The sequence below is a fragment of the Pseudomonas sp. 32A genome (genome assembly GCF_052682255.1).
The window spans coordinates 5876254-5897953 of sequence record NZ_JBQYLY010000001.1 but is presented as its reverse complement, the minus strand read 5'-3'; the positions used below and the strand labels follow the sequence as shown (position 1 = coordinate 5897953).

At 59.8% G+C, this 21700-nt stretch carries 22 protein-coding genes; 12 read left to right on the top strand and 10 right to left on the bottom strand.

The window, feature by feature from the left end; translation table 11 throughout:
- Positions 1–9: 9 nt before the first annotated feature.
- The 6 genes from ACUN0G_RS27100 to ACUN0G_RS27075 form a co-directional block, all read right to left on the bottom strand.
- Positions 10–1041: an ABC transporter ATP-binding protein gene (locus ACUN0G_RS27100; protein WP_226476155.1), complete on the bottom strand. Its 1032-nt coding sequence runs from the start codon at positions 1039–1041 to the stop codon at positions 10–12.
- Entirely contained in the window at positions 1038–1832 is a 795-nt protein-coding gene (locus ACUN0G_RS27095) for an ABC transporter permease (protein ID WP_017475090.1), read from the bottom strand. Before ACUN0G_RS27095 ends, ACUN0G_RS27100 begins: the two co-directional genes overlap by 4 nt.
- Positions 1829–2650 carry an ABC transporter permease gene (locus tag ACUN0G_RS27090; protein WP_063030943.1) on the bottom strand — a complete coding sequence of 274 codons (822 nt, stop codon included), beginning with the start codon at positions 2648–2650 and terminating at the stop codon, positions 1829–1831. The genes ACUN0G_RS27095 and ACUN0G_RS27090 overlap by 4 nt, the downstream gene beginning before the upstream one ends.
- A complete protein-coding gene (locus ACUN0G_RS27085; RefSeq protein ID WP_258346444.1) occupies positions 2651–3655 on the bottom strand; it encodes an ABC transporter substrate-binding protein in 1005 nt (334 codons plus the stop codon).
- Positions 3655–4659 carry a LacI family DNA-binding transcriptional regulator gene (locus ACUN0G_RS27080; RefSeq protein WP_445574807.1) on the bottom strand — a complete coding sequence of 335 codons (1005 nt, stop codon included), beginning with the start codon at positions 4657–4659 and terminating at the stop codon, positions 3655–3657. Before ACUN0G_RS27080 ends, ACUN0G_RS27085 begins: the two co-directional genes overlap by 1 nt.
- 387 nt (positions 4660–5046) lie before the next feature.
- Positions 5047–5709 carry a DUF2268 domain-containing putative Zn-dependent protease gene (locus ACUN0G_RS27075; protein ID WP_445574806.1) on the bottom strand — a complete coding sequence of 221 codons (663 nt, stop codon included), beginning with the start codon at positions 5707–5709 and terminating at the stop codon, positions 5047–5049.
- 184 nt (positions 5710–5893) lie between these two features.
- Here ACUN0G_RS27075 and ACUN0G_RS27070 point away from each other — a divergent pair, with 184 nt between their 5' ends.
- The 3 genes from ACUN0G_RS27070 to ACUN0G_RS27060 all read left to right on the top strand — a co-directional run bounded on the left by ACUN0G_RS27070 (position 5894) and on the right by ACUN0G_RS27060 (position 9722).
- On the top strand, positions 5894–6991 hold the full coding sequence (locus tag ACUN0G_RS27070; RefSeq protein WP_003211413.1) for a carboxynorspermidine decarboxylase: 1098 nt from the start codon (positions 5894–5896) through the stop codon (positions 6989–6991).
- A 29-nt stretch (positions 6992–7020) separates the two neighbouring features.
- The gene (locus tag ACUN0G_RS27065; RefSeq protein ID WP_017475085.1) at positions 7021–8265 is read left to right on the top strand and encodes a saccharopine dehydrogenase family protein; all 1245 of its coding nucleotides are present in this window, start codon (positions 7021–7023) and stop codon (positions 8263–8265) included.
- A 125-nt stretch (positions 8266–8390) separates the two neighbouring features.
- Positions 8391–9722, top strand: a complete 1332-nt coding sequence (locus ACUN0G_RS27060) for an IS4 family transposase (protein WP_445575516.1) — start codon at positions 8391–8393, stop codon at positions 9720–9722.
- A 187-nt stretch (positions 9723–9909) separates the two neighbouring features.
- On the opposite strand, the gene ACUN0G_RS27055 is transcribed toward ACUN0G_RS27060, so the two are convergent.
- Positions 9910–10689, bottom strand: a complete 780-nt coding sequence (locus ACUN0G_RS27055; protein ID WP_093197888.1) for an IclR family transcriptional regulator — start codon at positions 10687–10689, stop codon at positions 9910–9912.
- 215 nt (positions 10690–10904) lie between these two features.
- On the opposite strand from ACUN0G_RS27055, the gene ACUN0G_RS27050 reads away from it, so the two are divergent.
- From ACUN0G_RS27050 to ACUN0G_RS27030, 5 genes are all read left to right on the top strand, one after another.
- The gene (locus tag ACUN0G_RS27050; RefSeq protein ID WP_445574805.1) at positions 10905–11687 is read left to right on the top strand and encodes an ABC transporter substrate-binding protein; all 783 of its coding nucleotides are present in this window, start codon (positions 10905–10907) and stop codon (positions 11685–11687) included.
- Positions 11684–12352 (top strand): ectoine/hydroxyectoine ABC transporter permease subunit EhuD, encoded by a 669-nt coding sequence (gene ehuD, locus ACUN0G_RS27045; RefSeq protein ID WP_445574804.1) that lies wholly within the window; start codon positions 11684–11686, stop codon positions 12350–12352. The genes ACUN0G_RS27050 and ehuD overlap by 4 nt, the downstream gene beginning before the upstream one ends.
- The gene (locus ACUN0G_RS27040) at positions 12349–13101 is read left to right on the top strand and encodes an amino acid ABC transporter ATP-binding protein (protein WP_063030951.1); all 753 of its coding nucleotides are present in this window, start codon (positions 12349–12351) and stop codon (positions 13099–13101) included. Before ehuD ends, ACUN0G_RS27040 begins: the two co-directional genes overlap by 4 nt.
- Entirely contained in the window at positions 13098–14363 is a 1266-nt protein-coding gene (locus ACUN0G_RS27035) for an NAD(P)/FAD-dependent oxidoreductase (protein ID WP_445574803.1), read from the top strand. Before ACUN0G_RS27040 ends, ACUN0G_RS27035 begins: the two co-directional genes overlap by 4 nt.
- A gap of 451 nt (positions 14364–14814) precedes the next feature.
- Positions 14815–15150, top strand: a complete 336-nt coding sequence (locus tag ACUN0G_RS27030) for a DUF6124 family protein (protein WP_445574802.1) — start codon at positions 14815–14817, stop codon at positions 15148–15150.
- 45 nt (positions 15151–15195) lie between these two features.
- Here the strand turns inward: ACUN0G_RS27030 and ACUN0G_RS27025 are convergent, their stop codons facing one another.
- The 3 genes from ACUN0G_RS27025 to ACUN0G_RS27015 form a co-directional block, all read right to left on the bottom strand.
- Positions 15196–16236, bottom strand: coding sequence for an alpha/beta hydrolase (locus ACUN0G_RS27025; RefSeq protein ID WP_445574801.1), 1041 nt, complete (start codon positions 16234–16236; stop codon positions 15196–15198).
- Positions 16237–16458: 222 nt separating this feature from the next.
- Entirely contained in the window at positions 16459–17367 is a 909-nt protein-coding gene (glsB, locus tag ACUN0G_RS27020; RefSeq protein WP_258346452.1) for a glutaminase B, read from the bottom strand.
- A 355-nt stretch (positions 17368–17722) separates the two neighbouring features.
- Positions 17723–18130, bottom strand: a complete 408-nt coding sequence (locus ACUN0G_RS27015; RefSeq protein ID WP_445574800.1) for a hypothetical protein — start codon at positions 18128–18130, stop codon at positions 17723–17725.
- 108 nt (positions 18131–18238) lie between these two features.
- On the opposite strand from ACUN0G_RS27015, the gene ACUN0G_RS27010 reads away from it, so the two are divergent.
- The 4 genes from ACUN0G_RS27010 to ACUN0G_RS26995 all read left to right on the top strand — a co-directional run bounded on the left by ACUN0G_RS27010 (position 18239) and on the right by ACUN0G_RS26995 (position 21579).
- Positions 18239–19090 carry an AraC family transcriptional regulator gene (locus ACUN0G_RS27010; RefSeq protein ID WP_445575606.1) on the top strand — a complete coding sequence of 284 codons (852 nt, stop codon included), beginning with the start codon at positions 18239–18241 and terminating at the stop codon, positions 19088–19090.
- Between the two features lie 290 nt (positions 19091–19380).
- Positions 19381–20109, top strand: coding sequence for a winged helix-turn-helix domain-containing protein (locus ACUN0G_RS27005; protein ID WP_445574799.1), 729 nt, complete (start codon positions 19381–19383; stop codon positions 20107–20109).
- Positions 20102–20857, top strand: a complete 756-nt coding sequence (locus ACUN0G_RS27000; RefSeq protein ID WP_445574798.1) for a hypothetical protein — start codon at positions 20102–20104, stop codon at positions 20855–20857. Before ACUN0G_RS27005 ends, ACUN0G_RS27000 begins: the two co-directional genes overlap by 8 nt.
- A gap of 32 nt (positions 20858–20889) precedes the next feature.
- Positions 20890–21579 carry a winged helix-turn-helix domain-containing protein gene (locus ACUN0G_RS26995; protein ID WP_445574797.1) on the top strand — a complete coding sequence of 230 codons (690 nt, stop codon included), beginning with the start codon at positions 20890–20892 and terminating at the stop codon, positions 21577–21579.
- The last annotated feature ends 121 nt before the right edge of the window (positions 21580–21700 follow it).

The window sequence follows — 21700 nt, the reverse complement described above, 5'->3', positions numbered from 1 at the left end:
TCTCTGAAGTCAGGCATGCAGGGTGAACAGCTTGTGTGGGGCGATGGCCAGGGCAATCGGCGCGCCAACGGCGTGAAGCTGGTTGTCGCTGCTGTCCACCAGCAACGGTTGCGGGCCGCCGACATCCACCAGCAGGCGGCTTTGCGCGCCCTGGAAAAACTGCGCCAGCAAATGCCCGTGCAGGTGCCCTTCGCTCTCCATCACCCGCAGGTGCTCGGGGCGGCAATACACGGTGGCTGGCAGATGGGCTTCGTGCCACGGCAGTTCGCCGCCGCACACTTTCAAGCCATGGGCCGTGCGATCCACCACCGAAAAGGCATTCAGGTTGCCCACAAAGCCTGCAACAAACGCGTTGGCCGGCTGCTGGTAGATCTCCCGCGGGCTGGCCAGTTGCGCGATACGCCCCTGCTCCATCACGAGGATGCGATCTCCCAGGGCCATGGCTTCGCCCTGATCGTGGGTGACGAACACCGAGGTGATGCCCAGGCCGCGCAATAGCTGGTCCAGCTCACTGCGCAGGCGCTCACGCAACTGTGCATCGAGGGCGGCCAACGGCTCATCCAACAACAGCACTTTGGGCCGAGGCGCCAACGCGCGCGCCAGTGCCACACGCTGGCGCTGGCCGCCCGACAGTTCATGGATGCTGCGCTTGCCATGGTTCTGCAGGCCCACCAGTTCCAGCAACTCGTCACAGCGCTTGTTGCGCTCTGCCGGCGCGACGCCGCGAATTTTCAGGCCGTAGACGATATTGCCGGCCACATCCAGGTTGGGAAACAACGCGTAATTCTGGAACACCATGCCCACATCACGGCGCTCGATGGGCAGGCGCGTGACGTCGGTGTCACCGAAAAAAACCTGACCTGCATCGGGACGCTCAAGGCCGGCGATCAAACGCAAGGTGGTGGTTTTGCCACAACCGGACGGGCCGAGAATGGCCAGGGTTTCGCCGCCCTCGATGGTCAGGTCGAGGTTCTGCACGGCAACGGTGCCGTCGGCGAATGCCTTGCGGCAGCCCTTCAGGCGAATGGTGATAGCGGTCATCGACGCTCTCCACGGGACAGACGAGCGCTGATGGCCTGCAACGCAATCAGCAGCGGCACGATCATCAGCAAAAAGATAAGGGTGTAGGCGCTGGCGATTTCCAGGCGGGCCGAGGCGTAGCTGTCGGCGAGGCCGACGGGCAAGGTCTTGGTCATCGGCGTGTGGAGCATCCAGGTCAGGTTGAACTCGCCCAGGGACAGGGTCACGACCATCAACACCCCGGCGAGAATCCCCGCCCGGCAGTTGGGCACCACCACACTGAAGAAGCGTCGCAGGGGACCGGCCCCCAGACTCGCAGCGGCCTCTTCCAGCACCGGCAACTGCTGGCGTTGCATCACCGCCATCACCGGGCGCACCAGGAACGGCAAAGTGAACAACACGTGCCCCACCAGGATGAACAACCAGCTGCTGCGAAACCCGCCGAACTGGCCGTAGGTCAGCAACAACGCCAGGGCACTGGCCAGGCCGGGCATGGCCACCGGCAGCACCATCAATTCCTCGAAGGCGCGACTGAAGCGGTTGTTCATCCGCACCAGGGCATACGCCGCCGGCACGCCGATCACACAGACACACACCGCACAGGCCAGGGCCAGTTGCAGCGAGAGCCAGACCGTCGGCGAGTAGGCCTGCCATACCTGAATCAACCAGTCGAACGTCAGGCCGCTGGACAGGCCGACGAAGAAATTACGCGTCAGCCCCGCCAGCAATGACATCAATACCGGCACCAACATGAAGGCGCAGACCAGCAAGGTAAACAGCAACTGGATGACAAACAGCGATGAGCGCTTCACAGGACCGTCCCCGCGTTTTTCACCAGGCGCCGCGTCAGCAACAGCACGGCCCAGGTCACCGCGCCGAGCACCACCGAGAGTGCCGCGGCTACCGCAAAGTTGGCGTAGTTGGTGAACACGTTATAGATAGCGACGGGCGTCACGTTCAGCCGCGTACCCAGGGTGAACGCCGTGCCGAAGGCGCCCATGGACGTGGCAAAACAGATCGCCCCGCAGGATGCCAGGGCCGGCGCCAGGCCCGGCACGATCACGTCGCACACCACCCGCCAATGCCCGGCCCCCAGTGAGTGGGCCGCTTCCTCGAGGCTGCGGTCGAGGCTTTCACACGCCGCCATCACCGTGAGGATCACCCGTGGAATCGAGAAGTACAGGTAGCCGACAAACAACCCTGCCAATGAATAGGCAAAGATCCAGCGCTCACCGGCCAACTGAAGCCCGAGTGCGGCGAACAAGCCTTGTCGGCCCGCCAGCAGGATCACCAGGAAACCCACCACCACACCGGGAAACGCCAGGGGAAACGTCAACAACGCCACCAGCGCCGAACGCCCGAAGAATTGCTGGCGGGCGAGAAACACACCGGCGATGCCGCCCACCAGCAGCGCCGCCAACGTCACCAGCACCGCGAGCACGCAGGTTTGCGCCAGGCTGCCCAGGTATTGCGCGCTGCTCAGCACTTGCCAGTAACCGCTGCCGTGGCTGTCGCGGCTTTCACCGCCCAGCACCATCAGGTGCGCCAACGGCAACAACCAGAACGCAAGCAGCACCGCAAACGCCGGGGCCAGTGCCCAGGCGGGATTTGGCCGCAAGAGTGCCTTCACTTACTTGACCTCACTCAGGTAACGCGCGGCGAAGGCTTCCTGCACGGCGGCCATTTTTTGGTAATCCACCACGCCGGCCCGGGCGTAGTCGCTGTCCGGCAGAAACTGCGCGGCGACGTCCGCCGGCATCTGCACGGGCCGGACCGGGCGCAGGTAGGCCTTGGCCCAGAGCGCCTGGCCCGCATCGGACAGAACGAAGTCCAGGACCTTTTCACCGTTGGCGCGATGCGGTGCGTTCGCCACCAGGCTCATCACGTACGGCACGCTGATGCTGCCTTCCTTGGGAATCACGAAGGCGACATTGGCGTTGTCCTTGTAGCGGGCGCGGTAGGCGTTGAAGTCGTAGTCCACCAGGATCGGCAACTCGCCGGAGAGCACCCGCGCATAGGCGGTTTGCTTGGGCACGATGGGGGCGTTTTTCGCCAGCTTCTGGAAGTAGTCGATGGCCGGCGCGAAGTTATCGAGGTCGCCGCCCATGGCGCGGTTGATCGCCACCGCCGAGACGTAGCCGACGAAAGCGCTGGACGGGTCGAGGTAGCCGACCATGCCTTTGTACTCAGGCTTGAGCAGGTCGGCCCAGCTTTGCGGCACCGGCAGCCCGCCCAGGGCATCGACGTTGACCATGATGCCGAGGGTACCGGAGTGAATCGCGAACCACTGGCCGTCCGGGTCTTTCAGGCCGGCGGGAATCTGCTCCCAGCCTTTGGGTTTATAGCCCTCCACCACGTCGGCCTTCTGCGCTTGCAGGCCGAACGTCACGCCGTAGTAGACGACATCGGCCACCGGCGCGGCTTTCTCGGCCACCAACTGCGCCAGGGACTGGCCGGAGTTCTTGTTATCCAGCGGCACCTGCACGCCGGTGGTCGCTGCGATGGCCTTGAGTTGCGTGCCCCAGTCCGCCCAGTCTGGCGGGCAGTTGTAGCAAATCGCGGTGTCCGCGGCCTGGGCCAGGCTGGCCGTGCCGCACAGCAGCAATGCCGCCAGGGTTTTACTGAGCATGCTCATCAAGCGTCTCCTTTATGGGGTTGGGTACTTTCGCCCGGCCGGACATGGCACGGCAGGCAGTGGGAAGTCGGTGGGTTACCGGCGATTTGCGCCAGCAGTTGGTCGATCACGGTGCTGGCCAACAGCGCGATGGGCTGCACCACGCTGCACAGCGTCGGGTGCATCTGGGTGCCCAGGGAAATACCGTCGAACCCCATCACCGAGAGTTGTTCGGGCACGTTCCAGCCGTGGCGACGCAGTTCGGCGATCAGGCTGATGGCGAGAAAATCGTTGGAACACACCAGCGCTGTGGGGGCCCGGGGGCCGTGCAGGAAGGGTTCGATGGCGGCGAATTCAGCTTGGGTGTGGGCTGGCATTTCGATCACGGGTTGGCTATCGAGACCGTACTCGCCCATGGCATCGCAATACCCGGCGTAGCGCAGGCGGGCCCGATCGGACTGCAACGCGGGGCCGGCGACCATGGCGATCCGGCGATGGCCCGCTTCCAGCAGATAACGGGTCGCGAGGGCCATGCCGGCGCGGTTATCCACCGAGACGGCGCTGTAGTTGGGGTTGTCGGGTTGGTGGTAGGCCAGCACGAACGGTGTTTCTTCCGTGGCCAGGCTGTGGAGCACGCTGTTGCTTTCGGCGTCGGTAACGGTCAGCACCAAACCATCGACACGCTGGCGCAGCAGTTCTTCCACCACACTGCTTTCGCGCTCGGCGCTGTAGTCGGTGGTCGCCAGCAACAGGTTATAGCCACGCAGGCGCGCGGCGCGCTCCATGGCCTGGAACTGCTCGGCGAACACCGGGTTAAGCAGGTTGGGCACCACCACGCCGATCAGGTTGGTGGTTTGCAGGCGCAATTGGCGGCCCAGCAGGTTGGGCCTGAAACCCAGCTCGCGGGCGGCGGCGAATACCTGCTCACGGGTAGCCGGGCGCACTTGTTCCGGGGAGGCAAAGGTGCGGGCGGCGGTGGCGCGGGATACGCCGGCCAGCCGCGCTACGTCTTTCAAATCAGTCATTGTCACTCGCTTGAGATCGATCTCATTGGCGAGGACAGTAACGGGGGAATGTGGCAGTCAGGCGATGGGGAGATGACGGTTTGATGTCAGTGCAGATGCGTTTTTTGTTCCCACGCTGATCGTTCCCACGCTCTGCGTGGGAATGCATCCCGTGACGCTCTGCGTCACCACTGCGCAAGACTTGAACCTTGCATCGCCCGATGGACGCAGAGCGTCCGAGGCGGCATTCCCACGCAGAGCGTGGGAACGATCACCGCTTTGGCGAGGCTGCGATAGCGGTGTGTCAGGCAACCTGGTTGTCGGCTGTACCGCCGCCTTCGCGGCCTCGCTAAAGCTCGACGGCTCCCACAGGGGATTGGGGTTGTTTGGTGGTTTTGTGTTTCAGCGTCAGGCCACCAGCCCCTCTTTGGCGGCGTTGGCGAGTATGTCCTGGGCGGGCACGTTGACCCATGTGGCAGCGTCCACGTCGCCCTGCTTTGCCAGCCAGGCTTCCACCATCTGGTAGCCCAGCGTGTACCCCAGCCACTTTGGCCGCGCGCCGGTACCAAAGAACCATTCGCTGTGGTCGTAATACGTGGCCTCGAGAAGCTGGCGGTCTACCGGGGCACTCAGCAGTTCCTGGGGGGCAAGCGCCCGCTCCCACAACTCTGGCTCACTGCCCAGCACCCGTCGCACAAACTGCCCGGCCAGGCCTTCACTGACCATCGCCTCCCCCAGCGTCCAGCCATAACCCGGGCCTGCCATGCGCAGGCAATGGTGAACCTCATGCACCACGTGCCGGCGCAATACACCGCTTTGCAGGCTGGCGAGGAAATTCGGGTTGTCGGGGTCAAGGGTCATGCTGAACAGGGTGCTGCGATAAGCACGCCCCACCAGGCCCAGCTCGGGAAGTGTCTCCCCCGGCAATCGCTGGATCAGAATGTCCAGGCGCGGCGGCGGCATCATCTGCGCAATGGCCTCGTAGGCGACATCACATTCACGGATCAGCTCAGCGCGAAACTGCGCCAGGCTCCCCGAAGCTTCCAGCCAATGCAGCGTCCATGCGTCCATTCTCACCTCTCGTCGCCGAAGCCGTGGTCCGTTATCAAAGCGGCTCATCATACCTACGGGCTGTCATATTCACAGGCCAGCTTATAACCGGGCCAGCAAATTCCGCTGACTAACCTTTCGATCTGTCCCAAGTGCGGGCACAATGCGTGTCCTTTTTTGGCAGGCACCGCCGCAGGCTCTGAAAATGATCAAAACGCCGTACTACCTCATCGACAAACAGAAGCTTCTGGTCAACATGCAGAAGATCGCCTACGTGCGCGAACAGTCTGGCGCCAAGGCTCTGCTGGCCCTCAAGTGTTTCGCCACCTGGTCGGTGTTCGACCTGATGCAGGAATACATGGACGGCACCACCTCGTCGTCGCTGTACGAGCTGAAGCTGGGTCGCCAGAAGTTCGAAGGTGAAGCCCACGCCTACAGCGTGGCCTGGGCCGACGATGAAATCGAAGAGATGCTGGATAACTGCGACAAGATCATCTTCAACTCCATCAGCCAGCTGCAGCGCTTTGCCGAACGCAGCGAAGGCAAGACCCGCGGCCTGCGCGTCAACCCGCAGGTGAGCAGCTCCGACTACCTGCTGGCCGACCCGGCGCGCCCGTTCAGCCGTCTGGGCGAGTGGGACCCGGTGAAGATCGAAGGCGTGATCGAGCAGATCTCCGGCTTCATGTTCCACAACAACTGCGAGAACGGTGACTTCAACCTGTTCGACCAGATGCTCAACACCATCGAAGAACGCTTCGGCGCGCTGCTGCACAAGGTCAACTGGGTCAGCCTCGGCGGCGGCATCCACTTCACCGGTGAAGGCTATGCCATCGACGCCTTCTGCCAGCGCCTCAAGGCGTTCTCGCAGAAGTACGACGTGCAGGTGTACCTGGAACCCGGCGAAGCGGCGATCACCAACAGCGCCTCCCTGGAAGTGACCGTGCTCGACACCCTCTACAACGGCAAGAACCTCGCCGTGGTAGACAGCTCCATCGAGGCCCACCTGCTGGACCTGCTGATCTATCGCCTCAACGCCAAACTGGCGCCAAGCAATGGCGAACACACCTACATGGTGTGCGGCAAGTCGTGCCTGGCCGGGGACATCTTCGGTGAGTACCAATTTGATCAGCCGCTGGCCATCGGCGATCGACTGTCGTTCATCGACACGGCAGGCTACACCATGGTCAAGAAAAACTGGTTCAACGGCCTGAAAATGCCGTCCATCGTAGTGAAACAACTCGACGGTACAGTCGAAGTGGTTCGTGAATTTGGTTACGACGACTACCTGTCCAGCCTTTCGTAAAGCGGACAGATAAAGGAGAGATAAAGCAATTGAAAAAGAACGTTCTTATCATTGGTGCAGGAGGTGTCGCCAAGGTGGTGGCCCACAAGTGCGCGCAGCACAACGACGAACTCGGTCGTATTGCTATCGCGTCGCGCAACATCTCCAAATGCCAGGCCATCATCGACAGCGTCAAGGCCAAGGGTAGCCTCAAGGTACCCGCCCAGATTCAAGCCTTTGCGCTGAACGCTTTGGACGTGGAAGCGACCAAGGCACTGATCCGCGAAACCGAATCGCAGATCGTCATCAACGTCGGTTCCGCGTTCCTCAACATGTCGGTACTGCGTGCCTGCATCGACACGGGCGTGGCGTACCTCGACACCGCCATCCACGAAGAGCCGGGCAAGGTCTGCGAGACCCCGCCGTGGTACGGCAACTACGAATGGAACCACCTGGAAGAGTGCAAACAGAAGAACATCACGGCCATTCTCGGCGTGGGCTTCGACCCGGGTGTCGTCAACGCGTATGCCGCGCTGGCGCAGCAAAAGCATTTCGACCGCATTGATTCGATCGATATTCTCGACGTCAATGCCGGCTCCCACGGCAAATATTTCGCCACCAATTTCGACCCGGAAATCAACTTCCGCGAATTCACCGGACAGGTGTGGAGCTGGCAGAACAGCCAGTGGACCAGCAACACCATGTTCGAAGTCAAACGTACCGACGACCTGCCTGTGGTCGGTTCGCAGAACCTGTACCTGACCGGCCACGATGAAGTGCACTCGCTGTCGAAAAACCTCGACGTGCCCAATGTGCGTTTCTGGATGAGCTTCGGCGAACACTACATCAACGTGTTCACCGTGCTGAAAAACCTCGGCCTGCTCTCCGAAAAACCGGTCACCACCGCCGAAGGCCTGGAAGTCGTGCCGCTGAAACTGGTCAAGGCCGTGCTGCCCGACCCGTCTTCGCTGGCACCGGGCTACACCGGCAAGACCTGCATTGGCGACCTGGTCAAAGGCACCAAGGATGGCCAGCCACGCGAGCTGTTCATCTACAACGTGGCCTGCCACGAAGAAGCCTTCGCCGAGACCGACAGCCAGGGCATCTCCTACACCGCTGGCGTACCGCCTGTAGCCGCAGCGCTGCTGGTTGCCCGTGGCGAGTGGGATGTGAAGCACATGGCCAACGTCGAGGAACTGCCGGCTGAGCCGTTCCTGAAAGCGCTGGACGTGATGGGGTTGCCGACTCGGATCAAAGACGAGAACGGTGACCGTGCCTGGGATGCGATTGCCTGATCGGCGATAGTTGACCGAACAAAAAATGCGCCCGAAGGGGCTAATGCCAGTCAGTTAAGCCTTCTCGCTTGACCTTTGGCCGCAAGAAATCAAAATCCGATGCCGTACTGGCATCGGATTTTTTTATGCGTCTCGCTCGAGCACTGGAACTGACCCACAACATCGCCTCTACCCCCAACGCCATCGAGGGATTGGATGCCTTGCTCGATCCTTCCTTGGTCGAACAGGCGCTTGAACAGGCCGGTGTGGCGACCCTGCGCAAGCGGCGCTTGCCGCTGGAAATGATGCTGTGGTGCGTGATTTCCATGGCGTTCTTCCGGCGTATGTCGGCATGGGATGTGGTTAGTCGCATGAACATCATGCTGCCGGGCCAGCGTCCGCTGGTGGCGCCCAGCGCCGTAGTCCAGGCCCGTCAGAGATTGGGCAGCGAAGCGGTAAGGCAGGTCTTCGATCTGACTCAGAAAAATTGGCATGAGGCGGCCGATCACCCAACGTGGGCGGGTTTGCGTTTGTTGGGCGTCGACGGCGTCGTCTGGCGAACACCCGATACTGCCGAAAACCGCGCGCGTTACGATTCCGCCAGCAATCAGCATGGTGATACGGGCTTTCCTCAGGTGCGTATGGTTTGCCAAATGGAATTGACCAGTCACTTGCTGATCGGCAGTGCTTTTGATGGCTATCGCAGCAACGAAATGAAACTGGCGGAAAAGCTGATTGAAACCACGCCCGATCACTCGCTGACGCTGTTTGATCGCGGTTTTTATTCTTTGGGTTTACTGCATCAGTGGCAGCAGGCGGGCACCGAGCGACATTGGCTGATGCCGCTGCGCAAAGGTGCGCAGTACGAAGTCATTCAGCGTCTGGGGCGTCAAGATGCGGTGGTTTCGCTGAGCACCTCGCCGCAGGCGCGCAAGCAATGGCCGGGACTGCCGGAGCGCCTGACTGCACGGCTGCTGAGCAAAACCGTAAAGGGCAAGATGTGTCAGATCCTGACCTCGATGAGCGATCCGCTGCGCTTCCCGCCCGACGAAATCGTCGATCTGTACAGCCAGCGATGGGAGATCGAACTAGGGTTTCGAGAGATGAAACAGACGCTGCTCAACAGCAGTTATACGCTGCGCAGCAAGACGCCAGAGATGATCGAACAAGAGTTGTGGGGCGTATTGTTAGGCTACAACTTGTTGCGTTATCAGATGGTGGAAATGAGTCGCCACTGTCCTGGCATTTATCCGAGCGAAATGAGCTTCACCGCTTGCACTTGGGCGATTCTGGGGTTTATCAACAGCGTCTGCGCCGACCGTTCCGGGAACATCCCCAAGTATTTGGCCGAGCTTCATGCTTCAGCGCCGCACTATGTGCTGCCGCATCGACGTGAGGAGCGCGTATATCCTCGGGCGATTCGGCTGAAATCACCGAAGTATCCGATCAGAAATAAAAATGCCAGTCAGCTTAACTGACTGGCATTAGCCCGAAGGGGCGCATTTTTTGTTGGGGCCGACCCAAACCTCAAAGCAATGAAAATCAAATGTGGGAGCTGGCTTGCCTGCGATAGCGGTGGGTCAGAACCGTATGGGCTCACTGACCCACCGCTATCGCAGGCAAGCCAGCTCCCACACTGACCGTGTTGTTTGTTCGATAGCTTACCTATTCAAGGTTGCGCGCCGAATTGCTCAACGCCCTTGAACACTGCAACAACGCCGGCGCCAACTGCTTCTCCGCATCCGCCCTGCTCCACCGACTGGTCGGCGCCACCACATGCACCGCCGCCACCGGCCGGCCATTCGCCCCCAGCACCGGCGCGCCGATGGTCATGTCGCCCAGGAACAGCTCCTGGCCATTCACCGCATAGCCCTGTTCGCGCACCTGCTGCAACGACGCCATGATCCTGTCGACCTCAGTCAACGTCTGGCTGGTATGCGCCACCCGCTGGCTGTTCTCGATCAATGCCAACGCCTCATCCTGCGGCAACGCACTCAAATACGCCCGGCCCGACGCCGTGCAGTACATCGGCACCCGCGAGCCAATCGGCATGTGTACCGGCACAAAGCCTGAGCTGACAAACCGCGCGATATAGGTCATGTCGTAACCCGCAGGCTCGGTCAGGCACGAGGTTTCTCCGGTCAGGCGGGTCAATTCCGAGAGGAATGGGTTGGCCACCTCGATCAACGAATGCGCATCCAGATAACTGAAGCCCAACTCCAGCACCCGCGGGGTGAGTTGGTAATGGCGCGTGCGCGAGTGTTTCCGAAGGTAACCCAGGCTCTCCAGGGTAAACACCATGCGCTGGGCCGAGCTTTTGGTCATGCCGGCGGCCTCGGCCACCTCTGCAAGGCTCATGCTGCGGCGCTGTGCGCTGAATGCCTTGAGCACCGACAGGCCTTTTTCCAGGGATTGATTGTGCAAGCTGTTGCGTTCTTCAGACATGGCGAACTCGCGGTCAGGTCGATCAAGCGTGGCGATATTTCTACACCAAACTGCAAAATACGACCACTTAAAATCGCATACCGATACGAATGGTTCATTTTATCGATTTTCTATACCGCTAAACGATTTTATTGAATCGAAATGGCATAGAGCTTGCGGTTTGCTTTCCAACCGCTTGCGGTACTGACGATCCGTTTTCCTTCTGGAGTAACCCGATGAACAGTCTTTCGCCCTTGTTTCGCCGCCTCGCCTTCGGTATTTGCGCCACCTTTTGCGTAGCAACCGTGCACGCCGCCGGTGCGGCCTCGTACAAAGTCGGTGCAACGGCCAGCGGTTCGCCGTTCACCTTCCTCGACATCAAGAGCAACAGCATCCAAGGCGTGATGGTTGACGTCGCCAATGCCGTGGGCAAGGCCGGTGGCTTCACCAGTGAAATTGAGCAGACCAACTTTGCCGCACTGATTCCGTCCCTGACTTCCGGCAAGCTCGACTTCATCGCCGCCGGCATGCTCAAGACCCCGGAGCGTGCCCAGGTGGTGGACTTCAGCGCGCCGGTGTACGCCTACGGCGAGGGCCTGATCGTGAGTGCCGACGACAACGCGACCTATACCGACCTCAGTTCCTTGAAGGACCAAGTGGTCGGCGTACAAGCCGGCACGATCTTCTACGACATGCTCAACAAGCTGGGGATCTTCAAGGAAATCCGCACCTACGACTCCATCGGCGAAATGGTCCGCGACCTGAGCCTGGGCCGCATCAAGGCCGCCGTGGGTGACCAGCCGGTGGTGGCCTACCAGATCCGCCAGAAGCTGTTCAAGGGCGTGAAGCTCGCCGCCGACTACAAGCCGGTGAACGTCGGCGAGGTGTGCCTGGTGGTGCGCAAGGGCGACAGCGAAACCCTCGCGCGCCTGAACCAGGCCATCGCCAGCATCAAGGCTGACGGCAGCCTGGACGCGATCCTCAAGAAGTGGGGACTTGATGCCCAGGTGCAGCCATGAACCCGGCTGAATTCCTGCAAAACGCCCGGGACTTCCTGCCGATCCTGCTTCAGGGCGCCTGGGTGACGATTCAGATCACCGTTTTGTCGTTCCTGCTCAGCAGCGCCATCGGCCTGGTGTTGGCGTTGCTCAAGCTGTCGCCGATCCGTGCGCTGTCGTGGGCGGCGAGCACCGTGATCAACGTGATTCGCGGCCTGCCGATCATCGTGCAGCTGTTCTACATCTACTTCGTGTTGCCGGACATGGGCGTGCACCTCAGCGCATTCCAGGCGGGCGTGATCGGCATGGGCATCGCCTACTCGGCGTACCAGGCCGAAAACTTCCGTACCGGCATCATCGCCGTGGAGCAAGGCCAGCGTGAAGCTGCCGAAGCCTTAGGCATGCGCTCGGCGCTGATGATGCGCCGGGTGATCCTGCCCCAGGCCTTTCGCATCGCCTTGCCGCCCTACGGCAACACCCTGGTGATGATGCTCAAGGACTCGTCGCTGGTGTCCACCATCACCGTCGCCGAGATGACGCGCCAGGGCCAACTGATCGCCTCGTCCACATTCCAGAACATGACTGTCTACACCCTGGTCGCCTTGCTCTACCTGCTGATGAGCCTGCCGCTGGTGTATGGCCTGCGCCGCATGGAACAGCACCTGGGCCGGAGGAAAAAAGCATGATCGAGATTCGCCAACTGCAAAAACACTACGGCACCCATCGCGTACTGCACGGCGTCGACCTGGACGTGGCCAAGGGCGAAGTGGTGTGCCTGATCGGCCCGTCCGGCTCGGGCAAATCCACCCTGCTGCGCTGCATCAACGCCCTGGAAGCCTACGACGGCGGCACCATCCGCGTGTTCGGTGAAACCGTGCAGCGCAGCAGCAAGACCGTGCATGCCCTGCGCAGCCGCATGGGCATGGTGTTCCAGCGCTTCAACCTGTTCCCCCATCGCACCGTGCTGGAAAACGTGATGGAAGGCCCGGTGTACGTCAAAGGCGAACCGCTGAAACAGGCCCGGGAGGAAGCCCTGGCGCTGCTGGATAAAGTCGGCCTGTCAGCCAAGGCCGATGCCTACCCGGAACAACTCTCCGGCGGCCAGCAACAGCGGGTGGCCATCGCCCGCGCACTGGCGATGAAACCCGACGCCATGCTGTTCGACGAACCCACCTCGGCCCTTGACCCGGAACTGGTGGGCGATGTGCTGGAGGTGATGCGCACCCTGGCCGACGAAGGCATGACCATGATCGTGGTGACCCACGAAATGGGCTTTGCCCGGGAAGTGGCCGACCGCGTGTGCTTCCTGCACGGCGGCTACATCGTGGAGAGCGGGCCGGCTGAGCAGGTACTGGGCAACCCGCAACAGCCGCGCACCCAGGACTTCCTGCGCCGCGTGCTGCATCCGACGGCCAATACCCGGAGCCTGTCATGAAGTCACTCTGGGCGGCGACCGCGCCCGCTGCACCGCCGACACCCGCGCTGGTTGAGTCATTGAAGGTGGACGTGGCCATCGTCGGCGCCGGGTACACCGGCTTGTCCACGGCCCTGCACCTGGCGGAACGTGGCGTGAGCGTGTGCGTGCTGGAAGCCAACGAACCTGGCTGGGGCGCGTCCGGGCGCAATGGCGGGCAAGTCAACCCGACGCTCAAATACGACCCGGATCAACTGGTGCAGAGGTACGGTGCCGAGCGCGCCGAGCCGCTGATCCATACCGTGTCCAACTCGGCGGACCTGGTGTTCAACCTGATCCAGCGCCATGGCATTGACTGCGCCCCCACGCGCAAGGGCTGGATGCAGGTTTCCTATTCCGAAAAAGGTGTGGCGGGCCTGCATGCCCGGGCCGAACAATGGGAGCGCCGCGGGATGCCGGTGCAGCGCCTCGATGCCGGCGCGGTGTCCGCTCGCATGGGCAGCCAGGCGTTTGCCGGTGGCTGGCTGGACGGCCGCGCTGGCGCCATCCAACCCCTGGCCTATGCGCGCGGCCTGGTGCGTGCAGCGCAGGCGGCGGGCGTACGCATCCACGGGCAAAGCGCCGTGACCGCGATGCAACAGGCAGGGGCTGGCTGGAAGTTGCAAACCGCCAGCGGCGCGCAGGTGTCTGCCGGCCAAGTGGTGCTGGCCACCAACGGCTACAGCGGCGACTTGTGGCCCGGCATGGCCCAGAGTGTGCTCGCGGCCAACAGCTTTATCGTCGCCACCCGCCCCTTGAGCGGGGCTGCGGCAGAGAGCATTTTGCCCGGGCAGGAAACCGTCTCCACCGCCCAACGCCTGCTGCTGTACTTTCGCAAGGATGCCCATGGTCGCTTGTTGATGGGCGGGCGCGGACTGTTCGAAGACCCCACCGGGCCCGCGGACTTTGCGCACCTGGAACGCTCCCTGGCGTTGTTGTTTCCGCAACTGGGCAAGCTGGACTTCGAGTACCGCTGGGCAGGACGAATAGCGATCACCCGGGACTTTATGCCCCACGTCCACGAACCCGCGCCCGGCTTGACCCTGGCGCTGGGTTGCAACGGGCGCGGGATTGCGTTGTGTACCAGCCTGGGCCAGCAACTGGCGGGACGCTTGTGTGACAGCCGTTCAGCGTTCGCGTACCCGGTGACACCTTTGCAACGGTTGCCGTTGCATGGCTTGCAACGCTTCTACATCGGCGCGGGCGTGGCATGGTACAGCCTGCTGGATCGCCTCTCCCTGTAGGAGCGAGCTTGCTCGCGAAAAACTCAAAGGCGCCGCGTCGCCCCAGAAGACCGGCGCCCTCATCAACGCTCGCAAATAGCCGGAGCACCGACTTGGCGGCGGCCTGGACGACACGATTGGACAACATGGACCGTCCCTGACTGACGGAGACATGCTCGGATTTTTCCGACAACTGTTTCAGGTTGTCGGTCGGACTCGGGCTGACTAACCTCCCGCGGTCGCTGCCAATTCAGCGGCCGGATTTGACCGTCCGCCTTCCCAAGTACACCTGTGCCAACATCGACTCAGGCGTTTTTTTCACGTCTGTTGTATCGTGTCGCGGCAGCTGTACGCGGGATACCTTCGGGTATGCCGGGTTTCCTTGGGACCGGTCGGTCAACCCGCGTATAGCTGCCACCCTAATTCGTTTGACCGCGAATCGTGGCAGCTCCACTTCCCTTGGAGTTTCACCATGATTAAAGACAGCCCCAATCCCCCAGGCCATCCAGACTTCGGCACCAGCACACTGCACGAAGAGGCCTATCGCGCGATCAACCACTACCTTAATCCCGGCAAACCGATACCCGAACCTACCGATGGGCTCTTCACCGTGCGCGCCGACCTGGGCACGGAAACCCTGCTGGTCAACGCGTCCCAGGACCTGGCCTCCATCAGCGAGATCGCCACCCACCTGGCCTTTGAAGTCGACGGAGCCCAACGCAATGTGGCGCTGGGCATCTGCCGCATGATCGAAGGCGTGCAATTGCTGGTCGACAAGGCATTGAACGTGACCCACCCAGCGGCATAAAACCTTGATGATCGTTCCTGCATGGTGGGAACGATCCATCTCACCTCAGTTGCCTACCTTCCTGTCCACCCACTCGCGAATGATGGCGAACCCCGTCTGTGCGTTGCGCTGCAGATTGATGCTATGGCCTGCATTGGGAACCACCGCCTGCTCGTAGGATTGCGCGTTTGGATAAAACGCCTGCTCATGGTTGAACGCAGACAACGGTGAGCTGCAGGAAAGCGGCAGCAAACCGCAGAACAGCTGATCGTAATCGCCATTCACAACCAGGACGTGGGTCTTTATGCCAAGTGACAGCAGCAGGTAGTCCAGGACAGTGGCGACTTCTGTCAGCGTGACCGTGGTTTTCGTCTGTTCATCCCGAGCTACCACCGCCGGGTCGGCGTTGAGGGCGAAGTAGAAACTGTTTTGCCGAGTCCCGGCCAGGGTCGTGAGGTAAAGCAGCGGGAGGTTCAACTGGCTAAGCACAGGGTCGGCCTGCACGGCAATCAGCGTCGGCAACAGAATCAATGGGCCAATGACCGAGAACACATGGGACATGCCCGTAAGGACCACCCCATCGACATCGTTCCATGTGGCAGATTCTATAACCGCTGTCAGGGCCCCATAAGAGTGCCCGACTGCGATAACACGGGCGAACCCCGTGCCTCCGATCGTTCCGTTGCGCAGCCCCTGCACCAACTGACGGGCGACGTAGGCATTGGTCTCAAGGGTGATCGTCACGGCGGGCGGGTGGTCGCTCTGGCCGATCCCTATCCGGTCAATGGCGAAGGTGGCATAGCCTGCAGCGTTCATCACCTTGACGTATGAATAGATCTGCGGCTGGTAATCCCAATTCCAATAGAGGTGAGAGTACGTGAGCCCGTGAATCAGCAACTGCACCGTACGCCCAACTGCGGAGGCTGGAACACACAGTTGCCCGTAGACTTTTTGCGCAGGGCCACCCGGCACCAGCGCAACCGAGACGTACTGATCCGTGCAGGTGGTGATCTCGGCCTGGGCTGTGGTTGAGGCCAGCATGACGAATGCTGCCAACCCCAAGGGCGCGAGTGTTTTGGCAAAGCATCTGACAATAGCATTCGTCATATTCTTACCTTTCATCCTTGATTGGGCGGTTTATCAAGGGTTGTAGGCTTCGAGATGCCGAAAAAATACTGTCAGAATTACCAGTAGCGACGAATGGTGTCAGGGAGGCTCGTTCTCACGCTCTGCGTAGGAATGCCTAAGGTGACGCTCCGCGTCACAAAGGCAGACGCAGAGCGTCCAGGGCAGCGCTCCCACGCAGAGCGTGGGAGCGATCAAGTTTCTTCAAAAAACCGACCATCCGATCCGCTCGCTCAACAACTCCAACGCCTTCATCCCCGCCAGGGAATTGCCCGCCGCATTCAGCTCCGGTGACCACACGCACACCGTAAACTGCCCCGGCACCACCGCGAGAATCCCGCCGCCTACCCCGCTCTTGCCCGGCAAGCCAACGCGATAAGCAAAGTTCCCCGCCTCGTCATACAGCCCGCTGGTGGCCATGATCGAGTTCACTTGCTTGGTCTGCCGCGCCGTCAGAATCTGCTCGCCGCTGTGGGTGCACACGCCTTCATTCGCCAGGAAGCAAAACGCCTTCGCCAGATCCAGGCAGCTCATCTGCAATGCGCAGTAGTTGAAGTAGCTGTGCAGCACCGCATCCACATCATTGTGGAAGTTGCCGAACGACTTCATCAGGTACGCCATCGCCGCATTGCGCGCGCCGTGCTGGGCTTCGGATTCGGCCACCACGCTGTTGACCAGGATCTGCGGGTTGCCCGACAACCGCCGCACAAAGTCGCGCATGGACAGGATCGGCACGGCAAAGCGCGATTGGTTGATGTCGCAGATCACCAGCGCACCGGCATTGATAAACGGGTTGCGTGGCCGGCCGCGCTCAAACTCCAGCTGCACCATGGAGTTGAACGGCTGCCCCGACGGCTCATGACCCAGGCGCTCCCAGATGCTTTCGCCGCCATGGTCGATGGCCTGCACCAGGCTGAATACCTTGGAGATGCTCTGTATGGAGAACAGGGTGTGAGCATCACCCGCGCAGTAGAACGAGCCGTCATTGCCATACACGGCAATGCCCAGCTGCTGCGCCGGTACGTCGGCCAGTGCGGGGATGTAATCGGCGACCTTGCCGAGGCCGATCAGTGGACGAACTTCCTCGAGGATCGACTCCAGGAGGGCCTGCATGTTGTGTTCTGGCATGGTTTGGGAATAGTTGGTGAGCGGGGCGCGGAGGATACCTGAAACGCCGGGGCCAGGCAGGCTGCTGGTGTAAAGATTGGCGTTGGAATTGAGCCTGAACCGGGCGCGTTCCTCAGCCTCGGTGCCAGTCTGCCAACCCGGATCAAGCCACTTGAGGACACTGAATACGCGTAGGAGCTGTCGAGCTTTAGCGAGGCTGCGATGGCGTCAGCTCTCCAACATTGAGGTCGGCTGACCCACCGCTTTCGCAGCCTCGCTAACGCTCGACAGCTCCTACGTTTGAGGTTTTTTCCAGCCAGCCATGCGCGCCCTTCAACGCCACCGAAACCCCGCCCTCCACTCAATAGTGCGCCACGTCCGACACCTGGGTATCCACCACGTCCCGCGCCAGTGCCCAAGCCTGATCCGTGGATTCGACTACCAGCAACGGGTAGCCCCACGCCTTGCCAAACATCACCGCAAACGGCTTGAGCGCCAGGCGTTTGGCCGCGCTGGGCTCTACCTGGATCATGCCTTTGACGAAAGTACGCAGGGCCACCTTGTTCTTCTTCATCCAGATAGACGCTTGTTTGCGCTCTTCGTGGGAGTGCTCGTGGGTGCTTTCGTCCACGGCTTTTTCATGCAGCAGTACGAAGGGTTCTTCGCGCTGCAACAACGCCTCGAACGCCACAAAGGTGTCTTGCGGTGCGTCGCTGGGGGCGTCGAAAACAATTTTCACCACGGGAAATGTAGAACTGTCGAGTTGCATGGGAAGCACCTTTAACGAGAATGTTTCTCATAATAGCCACGCCATCACTGGACGCCATTGCACAGAATGGCCAGAATGTTTCGCAATCCAGCCACGACGCAGACCACCATGTACAACCACCGCCTCGAAACCCGTGACCCATTGCGTCCAGCCCTTGCCGATGCGATTCCCCGTGCCGTGGTCGCGGTGAGCGCCTCGAGCACCTCCGCCAACTGGGAGCACGCGCCGCACCAGCACCGCAAAGGCCAGTTGATGTACACGTTGCGCGGGGTGATTCATTGCGTCATCGAACAAGGTATCTGGATCGTGCCACCCCAGTGCGCGCTGTGGATTCCCGGCGGACTTTCCCATGCCGCACGCGGTTCCGGGGCTGCAGATGTGTACTGCCTGCTGGTTGACCCAGACGCTGCCGGCGCCCTGCCACAGCAATGCTGCACGCTGGCGGTATCGCCGCTGTTACACGAATTGATCAGCAAAGCTGTCAGCTTCCCGCCGCTGTACGACACCGAGGGTGCCCAGGGCCGGTTGGTGGCCACGCTGCTGGACGAACTGGCGCTGGCACCGATTGAAGCCCTGCACTTGCCCATGCCACGGGACACTCGGCTCCGGCGCCTGGCCGACAGTTTGCTGGCCAACCCCAGCGACAAGGCCACCCTGGGCGAATGGGCCGTGCGCATCGGCATGAGCGAACGCAGCATGACGCGGTTGTTGCTCGAGGAGATTGGCCTGAGTTTCGGCCGCTGGCGCCGACAGCTGCATGTGATCCTGTCACTGCAGCGCCTGGCGAAAGGCGAAAGCGTGCAGACGGTAGCGCTGGACCTCGGCTATGAAAACGCCAGCGGCTTTATCACCATGTTCCGCAAGGCCATCGGCCAACCCCCGGCGCGCTACCTCGCCGACCGCGCGAGCCTCTCCCAGCACACAACCCCCGCTATCGCCTTGCTGGATTATTATAAATAGTCACGTATAAGCATTTTAGAGCTTAAGGACTAGAAGGCTTAAATCATTCCAGCCAAAAAATATCAACCTGCCTAAAATACTTATCGCACACTAAAAAATTTGCACTAGCATATGAGTACTCCTGCCCAGAAACCCGCGTTCAACACCCGCCTGAAATCCGCCTTATCCCCTGCAAATAACGTGGCGAATGTTAAAATTTGTCACGTTTTGGCGTATTCAATTCGATTAACATCTAAACGCCTGCAGCGATTGAATTGACGGCCTCGCATGCCGGAAAAGGGAGCAACGTGATGCATTTTTCCAACGTCCTCGCTATTGCACGGACCCCATCGAAATCCGAGGACTTCAGCGAGCTTATAGTTCGTACTGTACCGAAAAATCTAAAAGTCGATACACGCTCCTACGGCCAACTAATTGGTCCCTGTGAAAGCCATGGACATTACCGTGCCATCATCATAGAGATCGACACCCCCTCTGCCAGCACTCAAACGCTGGACATCATTAAAAAAACCAGATCCGAAAATCCTGGCAGCACGATTTTCCTGGTTGTCACCTTCGCCACCACACTAAGCAAAACCAAATATTATCTCGCAGGCGCCGACTACTGCATAAAGGTCGTCGAGAGCTCGCCCGAGAAAAAACTTGCCCTGTTCGCCGCGTTCCTCAGCGAGACATACTGGCTAAGTAATACTGATTTGCTACTCGACCAGGACCGCATGTGCATCTACGGAGGAGGCAAAAAACTCGAAATCTCCTACGTTGAAATGAAAGTCCTCGAAGCGCTCATTCATAATCGATTGCTCAGCCATGATGAAATTGCCGTGGTGATGGGGCTTAACGCCCGATTTTATGATTCCAGGGCACTCGAAAAATCAATCAGCCGTTTGCGCGGTAAAATAAAGTCGCACTATGGAAGTAATATTATTCAAAGCATCCGGGGTTACGGCTACAAACTAAGCAGAGGCCTGGCTTCGGTTAATCACATTCAACCCGCCAGGGAGCGGCCAAATCGTGAATAGCGGAAATTTATTGCTTGTGAAGTCAGTCGACTTTACATTTTCGCGACAAGCGATACTTGAACGAAGTTGCACACTATGGGGCAGCGAGATCCGGGTTCACGCCGGGTATATTCTCGATAATTTGCCCGCTGATGCGCGCCCCTTTTATTCCGAACAACTTAAAGGCGCCTACAGTGAAGCCCTGCAATACACCAAGCCGAGTTCGTTCGTTCAAGAAAGAAAACGTTTGCGTGTGGATAAAAGTGCGGGGCTCCATAAGTTTCTCCGAATCGAGCAGTCATTATTGATGAATGAGGACCTGCTCAAGGAGATTATCAGCACCGCCAACACCCTGGAAAAACACAAACAACAACTCATCGTCAGCGTCGAAAACACACTGGATACTCTACCGGGCCCGGTGGAGCGCCGTGACATGATCCGCCAGCTCTATAGCCTGAAAGACCGAAGCAGCCTGAAACTTGCCTATAACAATTACACACTCGATACAAAAAAAGCGGACCTGCTGCTCGACTTGAGTCTTTATGACTATATAAAAATGCCTTTTCCAGACTCGGCCCTCAGGCTCAGTCTGAACACCCGTTCGGGCCTGTTCGACCGGCTTTACGACCAGATGCTGGAGGTGATGAGCACGTCCCGGGTCTCGTTCATCGCCGACAACGTCGAGCACGCCGACAGCGCACTTCTCGCCAGACGCTTGCCTTTTGACTATTTTCAGGGCCCCTACTTCTCCCCTGCTGATAGTTTATGAACCCCCGTACTTTCCTGGAATCGGTGAATGCCATGAGTTCTCTCAAGAAACACACATTTACATCGACGTACCCGTCAATCGCACTGCACGATTTCACGCCAAATGTGGCATTTTTACATTACGACGTCGACAGCGGCCCGCTGATCGAAACGGCAGAAAAAACATCGGAAGCTTCGACCAATTCTTATGCCGTCACCAGTGAACAGAATTTTAATCTCTGGCTCAGCAACTATGTGGCCGCGAAAAGACTTTACGAGGCCAGCAACCGACTGACCCGAAAACTTTACGACACCTCAAAAAACCCGAACATCTCTGCACTAAAATCAGACATCCCACACCCGGGCCTTAATAACACTCCGACCGAAACTGTTAACGCAACACCCACATTACGCACGCCTGATGTATGGCTACTTACCCAGCAAGACCGAGCACTGGTTAAAGGCGGGCTACGAATTTCGTTGACCACCATTGAGTCGGCGCTGATTAAAAAAATGCTGCACCATGAAGAACGAGTGGTGAGCAAGGAAGAACTTATTCGTAACATCGGGCGCGAACCGGACCTGTATCGCGGGCTTGAAATGTGCCTTAGCCGGCTGCAGGACAAGTTCAAACGTGTCAACGATGGCGAGCGCTTGTTCCGGGCGGTGCGCAATCGCGGTTATTGCCTCACACAAAAAATAAAAAGCCCGTTGAGCAACCGCAATAACGTCGCCGAACAATAATTATTTCATAAAAACTACAATTCACCCTGCCTATTAAAACCTCGTTATATCTGCCATTTTATAACAACATGACCGCGTTATAAGTCGTCAGCCATTGCTCCCTGCCATTTATTACTATCAA